Source organism: Xanthomonas bonasiae (genome assembly GCF_017163705.1).
GTDB classification, from domain to species: Bacteria; Pseudomonadota; Gammaproteobacteria; order Xanthomonadales; family Xanthomonadaceae; genus Xanthomonas_A; species Xanthomonas_A bonasiae.
In genome coordinates, this window is record NZ_JAFIWB010000002.1 from 431,454 (window position 1) to 439,826 (window position 8,373).

The 8,373-nt window shown below is 67.5% G+C and carries 3 protein-coding genes and 6 tRNA genes; 7 read left to right on the forward strand and 2 right to left on the reverse strand.

The window, feature by feature from the left end; all coding sequences use genetic code 11:
• The first annotated feature begins 48 nt into the window (after positions 1 to 48).
• Positions 49 to 2,427, forward strand: coding sequence for a Tex family protein (locus tag JR064_RS04575; protein WP_206228936.1), 2,379 nt, complete (start codon positions 49 to 51; stop codon positions 2,425 to 2,427).
• A gap of 57 nt (positions 2,428 to 2,484) precedes the next feature.
• Here JR064_RS04575 and JR064_RS04580 read toward each other — a convergent pair whose 3' ends face one another.
• Together JR064_RS04580 and JR064_RS04585 are read right to left on the reverse strand one after the other, a co-directional pair.
• Entirely contained in the window at positions 2,485 to 6,330 is a 3,846-nt protein-coding gene (locus JR064_RS04580; RefSeq protein WP_206228937.1) for a PAS domain-containing protein, read from the reverse strand.
• 115 nt (positions 6,331 to 6,445) lie between these two features.
• On the reverse strand, positions 6,446 to 6,826 hold the full coding sequence (locus JR064_RS04585; protein ID WP_179564854.1) for a response regulator: 381 nt from the start codon (positions 6,824 to 6,826) through the stop codon (positions 6,446 to 6,448).
• Between the two features lie 134 nt (positions 6,827 to 6,960).
• On the opposite strand from JR064_RS04585, the gene JR064_RS04590 reads away from it, so the two are divergent.
• The 6 genes from JR064_RS04590 (at position 6,961) to JR064_RS04615 (ending at position 8,267) form a co-directional block, all read left to right on the forward strand.
• A tRNA-Leu gene (locus JR064_RS04590) sits at positions 6,961 to 7,047 on the forward strand.
• Positions 7,048 to 7,579: 532 nt separating this feature from the next.
• Positions 7,580 to 7,655: transfer RNA gene (locus tag JR064_RS04595), tRNA-Ala, on the forward strand.
• A gap of 48 nt (positions 7,656 to 7,703) precedes the next feature.
• A tRNA-Glu gene (locus tag JR064_RS04600) sits at positions 7,704 to 7,779 on the forward strand.
• Between the two features lie 106 nt (positions 7,780 to 7,885).
• Positions 7,886 to 7,961 (forward strand) — tRNA-Ala (locus tag JR064_RS04605).
• Between the two features lie 48 nt (positions 7,962 to 8,009).
• A tRNA-Glu gene (locus JR064_RS04610) sits at positions 8,010 to 8,085 on the forward strand.
• A gap of 106 nt (positions 8,086 to 8,191) precedes the next feature.
• Positions 8,192 to 8,267: transfer RNA gene (locus tag JR064_RS04615), tRNA-Ala, on the forward strand.
• Positions 8,268 to 8,373 lie beyond the last annotated feature (106 nt).

The window sequence follows — 8,373 nt, forward strand, 5'->3', positions numbered from 1 at the left end:
GGCGCTGCGAAAATGGGGTTTTCCGCAAGGCGGCTTCGGCCGGATGCAATGCACGACACTCAGCTCGCCCAGCAGATCGCCAATACCATCGCCGCCGAGATCGGCGCGCAGCCGGCCCAGGCTCGCGCCGCCATCGCCCTGCTCGACGAAGGCGCCAGCGTTCCGTTCATCGCGCGCTACCGCAAGGAAGTCACCGGCGGCCTCGACGACACCCAGCTGCGCAACCTGGAAACCCGCCTGACCTATCTGCGCGAGCTGGAAGACCGCCGCGCCGCGGTGCTGGTCAGCATCGACGAGCAGGGCAAGCTCAGCGCCGAATTGCGCGCGGAGATCGTCGCCGCCGATACCAAGTCGCGGCTGGAAGATCTGTACCTGCCGTACAAGCCCAAGCGCCGCACCCGCGCGCAGATCGCGCGCGAAGCCGGCCTGGAGCCGCTGGCCGACGGCCTGCTGGCCGATCCGTCGCTGACGCCGGACAGTGTCGCTGCCGGCTTCGTCGACGCCGACAAGGGCGTGGCCGACGTCAAGGCGGCGCTGGAAGGCGCGCGCGCGATCCTGATGGAACGCTGGGGCGAGGACGCCGCGCTGGTCGGCGAACTGCGTGGCTGGCTCGCCGACGTCGGCGTGATCCGCGCGCGCGTGGCCGAAGGCAAGGAGCAGGAAGGCGCCAAGTACCGCGACTACTTCGACCACACCGAGGCGCTGGCGAAAATTCCCTCGCACCGGCTGCTGGCGCTGTTCCGCGCGCGCCGCGAGGAAATCGTGTACTTGGAGCTGGACCCGGGCAGCGATGCCGAGGCCGGCCACCAATACGCCGAAGGCCGCGTCGCCGTGCGCGCCGGCATCGCCAACCAGGGCCGTCCCGGCGACCGCTGGCTGCTCGACGCGTGCCGCCTGACCTGGCGCGCCAAGCTGCACATGCACCTGCTGCTGGACCTGTTCAACCAGGCGCGCGAGAAGGCCGAGGCCGAGGCGATCGCGGTGTTCGGCGACAACCTGCAGGACCTGATGCTGGCCGCGCCGGCCGGCGCGCGGGTGACCCTGGGCCTGGATCCGGGCATCCGTACCGGCTGCAAGATCGCGGTGGTCGATGCCACCGGCAAGCTGCTCGCCACCGATACCATCTATCCGCATGAGCCGCGCAAGCAGTGGGACCAGTCGCTGCACACGCTCCGGCAGCTGTGCACGCAGCATGGCGTGGAATTGATCGCGATCGGCAACGGCACCGCCAGCCGTGAGACCGACAAGCTCGCCGCCGACCTGATCAAGCAGAATCCGCAGCTGACGCTGGAGAAGATCGTGGTCAGCGAGGCCGGCGCGTCGGTGTACTCGGCGTCCGAATTCGCGGCCAAGGAATTCCCGCAGCTGGACGTGTCGCTGCGCGGCGCGGTGTCGATCGCGCGGCGCCTGCAGGATCCGCTGGCCGAACTGGTCAAGATCGAGCCCAAGGCGATCGGCGTGGGCCAGTACCAGCACGACGTGGACCAGTACCGCCTGGCGCGGGCGCTGGATGCGCGGGTGGAGGACTGCGTCAACGCGGTCGGCGTGCACGTCAACACCGCCTCGGCGGCGCTGCTGTCGCGCGTGTCCGGGCTGTCGGCCAGCGTGGCCGAGAACATCGTCCGCCACCGCGACGACAACGGCCCGTTCAAGCGCCGCAAGGACCTGCTGAAGGTGCCGCGGCTGGGCGACAAGACCTTCGAGCAATGCGCCGGCTTCCTGCGCATCGCCGATGGCGACGAACCGCTGGATGCGTCCTCGGTGCACCCGGAAGCGTATCCGGTGGTGGAGCGCATCGTCGGCGCCACCGGCAAGCCGATCAAGGCGCTGATCGGCGACGGCGGGTTCCTGCGCGCGCTCAAGCCGGACCAGTTCACCGACGAAAAGTTCGGCGTGCCGACCGTGCGCGACATCCTCAAGGAACTGGAGAAGCCGGGCCGCGATCCGCGCCCGGAGTTCAAGGCCGCGCGCTTCGCCGACGGCGTTGAGGACATCAAGGATCTCAAGCCGGGCATGGTGCTCGAAGGCGTGGTCAGCAACGTGGCCGCGTTCGGCGCCTTCGTCGATATCGGCGTGCACCAGGACGGCCTGGTGCACATCTCCGCGTTGTCCGACAGTTACGTCAAGGATCCGCGCGATGTGGTCAAGGCCGGCGATATCGTCAAGGTCAAGGTGCTGGAAGTGGATGTGGCGCGTAAGCGCATCGCGCTGACCCGGCGCCTGGACGATGCGCCTGCACCGGCATCGGCGCGTAGCGGAGAGCGCGACAGCGGCGCGCGTCCGGCGCCGGGCGCGCCGCGGCGCGAGCGCGATGCGCGCGGCGGCAATGGTGGCGGTGGCGGTGGCAACGGCAAGCCACGTGCACCCGCTGCGCCGCCATTGAACAGTGCCTTGGCCGACGCGTTCGCCCGCGCCAAACGCAACTGAGCGGCCGCGTGCCGCGGCGGCCGCGGCACGCGTTCGGCGCCGCGGTGCCGCGCCGGCTCAGGCCGGTTCGGCTTGCGCGTTCGGGTCCTGTTCGGTGGCGCTGTGCGGCTGCGCCAGCGAGGCGGCCAGCGCGATCAGTTTGACCGGATCCACCGGCTTGCCCAGATGCGCGTTGAAGCCGGCCTCCAGCGCCAGCGAACGATCCTCGCCGCGCACGTATGCGGTCAGCGCGATCGCCGGAATGCGGCTGACCGCGCCGGCGCCGCGCGCGCGCACGCTGCGGATCAGGCTGTGGCCGTCGCGGCGCGGCATGCCCACGTCGCTGACCAACAGGTCGTACGGACGCTCGCGCAGCAGCGACTCGGCGTCGTCGGCGGATACCGCGGCGTCGACCACCGCACCGGCCTCCTGCAGAAAACGCTGGGTGACGCCGCGCGAGTCCATGTCGTCGTCGACCACCAGCACGCGCATGCCGTTCAAGCGGATCCCGCCGCGCTGCAACGCCGCGGCGGCGTTCGTCGCGCCATCGCTGCGTCGCGCCGGATGGCGGCTCTGCGGATCGTTGCGCGGCAGCAGCAGGGTGAAGGTGGCGCCCAGGCCGACGCCTTCGCTGCTCACCGACAGCTGGCCGTGGTGCATTTCGGTCAATTGCTTGGCGATCGCCAGGCCCAGGCCCAGGCCACCGGCGCTGCGCGTGCTGCTGGCGTCGGCCTGGCGGAAGCGGTCGAACACATGCGGCAGAAACAGCGGATCGATGCCGACGCCGCTGTCGCTGACGCTGATGCGCAGGTGGGTGGCGCTGTTGTCGAGCGTCACCGCGATCTTGCCCGTGCTGGGGGTGAACTTGATCGCATTGCCGATCAGGTTGGTCAGCACCTGCTGCAGGCGCACCGCATCGCCGAGATAGGGCAGGACCGGGGCGTCGCTGCACGGGGTGAGGGCGATGTCGATGCCTTTGCTCTCGGCGCCGGGCCGCGCCGCATCGATCGCCTCGCCGACCAGCGCGCACAGATCCAGTTCGGTGGCTTCCAGCCGCACCTTGCCGGACAGGATGGCGCTCATGTCCAGCAGGTCGTCGATGATCTGCGCCTGCGCATGGGCGCTGCGCTCGATCACTTCCAGGCCTCTGCTTAAGTCCTTTTCGCGCACCGCCTCGCCCTGCATCAGCCGCGACCAGCCCAGGATGGCGTTGAGCGGGGTTCGCAGTTCGTGGCTCAGCGTGGCCAGGAATTCGTCCTTCATGCGGCTGGCGCGTTCTGCCTCGCCGCGCGCGCTCTGCTCGGCGGCGAGCAACTGTTGCAGGCGCTGATCGGTTTCGCGGCGTTCGATGATGATGCCGGCCAGGTGCGAGGCCGAGCGCGCCAGGTCCTGCTCGTGCACGGTGGGGTAGTGCACGAACGGGTGGTACAGCGCGACCACTCCCAGCACCTGGCCGTCGCTGGCCAGGATCGGCGTGGAGCAGCAGGCTACGATGTCGGCTTCGGTGGCCGCGACCAGATACTCCTGCCAGTTCGCGTCCACGCGCACGTCGCTGCACAGCACCTGCCGGCGCAGGAACGCGGCGCGCCCGCAACAGCCGCTGCGCTCGCCGATCGGCAGGCGGTGGACCATCTTGCGGAACGCCGCGGGCATGCTCGGCGCGGCGCCTTCCAGCAGGCACTGGCGGTGTTCGTCGACCAGCATGATGGTGCAGCGCAGGCCCGCGTCGCTCTGCGCCTCGATGCCGCGCGCGATCGATTCGAGCACCGCGCTCAGCGGCTTGCCGGTGGTGATCATCTCCAGCGCCGCACGCTCTGCGGCGGTGGCGTTCTCGATGCGCTTGCGCTCGGCGATGTCCAGCAGCGAGCCGATGAAGCCGAGGAACTGGCCCGACGAGCTGAAGCGCGGCGAGGCGGTATCCACGCACCAACGGTACTCGCCGTCGTGGCGGCGCAGCCGGTATTCGATGCTGAAGGCGCGGCGATCGGCGGCGGCGCGGGCCAGCGTGCGCCCGACCGCCGCGGCATCGTCGGGGTGGATCTTCTCCATCCAGCCCGAGCCCATCGCCTCCTGTTCGGTCTGTCCGGTGAACAGGTACCACTGGCGGCTGACGTATTCGCAATCGCCATCGGCGTTGGCCATCCAGATCAGCACCGGCGCGTTGTCGCACAGGTTGCGGAAGCGCAGTTCGCTTTCCTGCAGGCGCTGCTCGACCACGCGACGATCGTGGATGTCGGTATTGGTGCCGATCCAGCGCACGATCCGGCCGCCCTCGTCGCGGATCGGAAGCGCGCGGCCCAGGTGCCAGCGATAGCTGCCGTCGTGGCGGCGCAGCGGGTATTCGATTTCGTAGGGCTGGCCGCTGCGCACGGCGTCCGGCCAGGCCTGCATCGCTCGCGCCAGGCCATCCTCGGTATGCACCTTGCGCCAGCTGTCGTAGCTGGCTTCGCCGACCGGCAGGCCGGTGTATTCGTACCAGCGCCGGTTGAAATAGTCGACGTCGCCGTCGGGCGTGGCGGTGAACACGATCTGCGGCATCGCATCGGCCAACTCGCGCAGGCGCGCCTCGCTGCGCGCCAGGTCCGACTGCGCGCTGGCGCGCTCCATCGATTCCCAGCACCGCGCCGCGACCAGCCGCACCAGTTCGATTTCCGCCGAGGTCCAGACCCGCGGCCGCAATTGGTGCACGCCGACCACGGCGACCAGGCGCCCGGCCTTGTGCAGGGGCGCGCTCAGCAACGCGCGCATGCCCAGGCGCCGGTAGCCGGCATTGTCGAAGTGCGGCGGCGGCGAATAGGTTTCGCTGTCCTGCACCACCCAGGGCCGGTTCTCGCGCATGCATTCCAGCAGGTCGCTGCCGAAATCGCTGAGGCGCGAGCGCCCGGTCAGATGCGCGGTGCCGTCGGCATAGTCGGCGCGTACGTCGAAGGTATCTTCGTCGGCATCGACGATCGCGTACGCGCAGCGGTTCGCCTGCAGGTGCCGGCCGAGCAGCGCGGCGCCGGTCTCGCAGATGGCCTCGGCGCTGTCGAGGTTCTGCAGCGCGTCCTCGAGCATCAACAGGAAGCTGTCGTGGGCCTGCGCGCGCGTCTGCTCGGTGCGGTCGATGCCGTGGACCAGCACCCCGGTGACCTTGCCTTCGGCGTCGCGCATCGGCTGGTACACGCATTCCAGCGTGGTTTCCGAGACCGTCTCGTGCGGCGTGCGGCGCAGGTTGAAGGTCATCGACTCGCCGGTGAAGGGCAGGCCGCTGGCGCGCACGTTGTCGAGCAGGCGGATGAAGCCCTGCTGCTGGATCTCCGGGATCGCCTCGGCCAGCGGCTTGCCGACCACCTCGCGCGGCCCGACCAGTTGCTGGTAGCGGCGGTTGACGCTTTCGACCACATAGTCCGGGCCGCGCAGGATCGCCAGCGCCGCCGGCGACTGCTCGAACGCGTCGGCCATCTGCATGCGCTGCGCATCCAATGCCTTCAGCAAGGCATCGCGCTCGCGTTCCAGCTTGATCCGGGCGGTGTCCTCGGTGCACACGCACAGCACCCCACCGATGCCGCCGTGGTCGTCGAACAGCGGACTGTAGGAAAAGGTGAAATACACTTCTTCGCTGTAGCCGTTGCGCATCATCACGAACGGGACGTGCTCGTTCCAGGTCGACTCGCCGGTGGCCATCACCTGTTCGGCCTGCGCGCCCACCGTCGGCCACACGTCAGTCCATACCTCGGCCGCCGCGCGCCCGAAGGCGAAGGGATGGCGCATCCCCAGGATCGGGATATAGGCGTCGTTGTAGAGATTGATCATCCGCGTGCCCCAGCGGATCACCATCGGGAAGCGCGAGCTCAGGCAGATCGACAGCGCCGAACGCAGACTCTGCGGCCATTCGTGCAGCGGTCCCAACTCGTGGCCGGACCAATCGATGGCGCGCAGCAACTCTCCCGTGACGCTGTTGGCGGGCAGCCAGACAGGAGGGGGCGATCGGTCATGAGCGTTGATGGCGATATCCCTCGAATCGATCCCTGCAGGGCAGGCTCCTGATCCGGGATTCTCAAGGGCGAGCGGTCATTTTCGCGTGAGCATCGCCCAGCGCCTTGATCAGCTGTTCGGACAGATACGGCTTGGTCAGCACCACTCCGGCGGCGAAACCGGCAGGAAGCGATTCGGCCGCGACGCCGGTGGCCAGCACATACGGGATCGCACGCTCGGTCAGCATCCGTGCGACCGCCTCGCTGGTCTCGCCGGCGGCCAGGCGGAAGTCGAGCACCGCCCGATCCGGCCGTTCCTGGTCGATCAGCAAAAGCGCTTCCCGCACCGACTCGGCCGGGCCGATGACGTCTGCCCCGGCCTGGGCAAGCTGCAATTCCAGCAGCGTGGCGTTCATTTCGTCGTTCTCGACCACCAGGATACGCAGGCCCCGCAATGCCGACATCGCTTGCTCGTTAAGGTTTGGGAACGGAAATTATAGCGGCAGCCGCGATGGCGCTGGTTGGATCGCGATCCCAACGAAGATGAAGGGTTTACCCCTGTCGCAGGCCGTTGCGGTCGGCTATACTTCGCGGCCGCGCCGAAGTGGCGGAATCGGTAGACGCAGCGGACTCAAAATCCGCCGCCCTTAAAAGCGTGTGGGTTCGAGTCCCACCTTCGGCACCAGAAACCTACGGCAGCTTCGGCTGCCGTTTGTTTTTTGCGCGATGGGTCGTGGGAGCTCTGCACCGACCTGCGCTTGTGCCGATGGCGCTGGTCCGCGACGAGCGCATCGACACCATGGCTTCTGGAAAGGGGGCGCCGGCCGTTTGCGTTTGCGGAGGCGAGCGGGGCATCTGTCCGCTCCTCACCGGGGCGGACCCTGGATCCGGATTGCCACCAGCGCCTCGACCCATGCCGCGGACGCGAACTCCCGCGGGACGCCGATACGAAGTTCGTCTACACATCTCTAGGTGTGCGATGGACGAAGCAGTGCTTCGCTGTCGGCCCGACTGTCTGGTCATGCACACCGATATCGCATGGCTGCTGGCGATCGAATGCGATCGAAGGGCAGTGCATCGAGCCGATGGACGCATGCGGTCGGCGCTTGCGCCAGCCGATCGCCTAAATCGCGCGCTCCGCCGCGTTAAAAAAACTTCAAAAAACGCTTGCGCAGGCAGGACGCCGTCGCTAATATTCCGCTCCTCGCAGCACACGTGGGGCCATAGCTCAGCTGGGAGAGCGCTTGCATGGCATGCAAGAGGTCGCCGGTTCGATCCCGGCTGGCTCCACCAACTTTTTCGGGCACTAGGCCTGTCCGCAGAAGCTACATCGTTATCAGCGTCCCCATCGTCTAGAGGCCTAGGACATCACCCTTTCACGGTGGCGACCGGGGTTCGAATCCCCGTGGGGACGCCATTTTTATTTGCAAGAAACCTGAAGTCCGGCGATGCCGGACTTTTTTTGTGCGGGGTTTGTACATGCCGCCGGAATCGAGTAAGATTCCGCTTCTGCCAGTACACGTGGGGCCATAGCTCAGCTGGGAGAGCGCTTGCATGGCATGCAAGAGGTCGCCGGTTCGATCCCGGCTGGCTCCACCAACTTTTTCGGGCACTAGGCCTGTCCGCAGAAGCTACATCGTTATCAGCGTCCCCATCGTCTAGAGGCCTAGGACATCACCCTTTCACGGTGGCGACCGGGGTTCGAATCCCCGTGGGGACGCCATTTTTATTTGCAAGAAACCTGAAGTCCGGCGATGCCGGACTTTTTTTGTGCGGGGTTTGTACATGCCGCCGGAATCGAGTAAGATTCCGCTTCTGCCAGTACACGTGGGGCCATAGCTCAGCTGGGAGAGCGCTTGCATGGCATGCAAGAGGTCGCCGGTTCGATCCCGGCTGGCTCCACCAACTTTTTCGGGCATTAGGCCTGTCCGCAAAAGCTACATCGTTATCAGCGTCCCCATCGTCTAGAGGCCTAGGACATCACCCTTTCACGGTGGCGACCGGGGTTCGA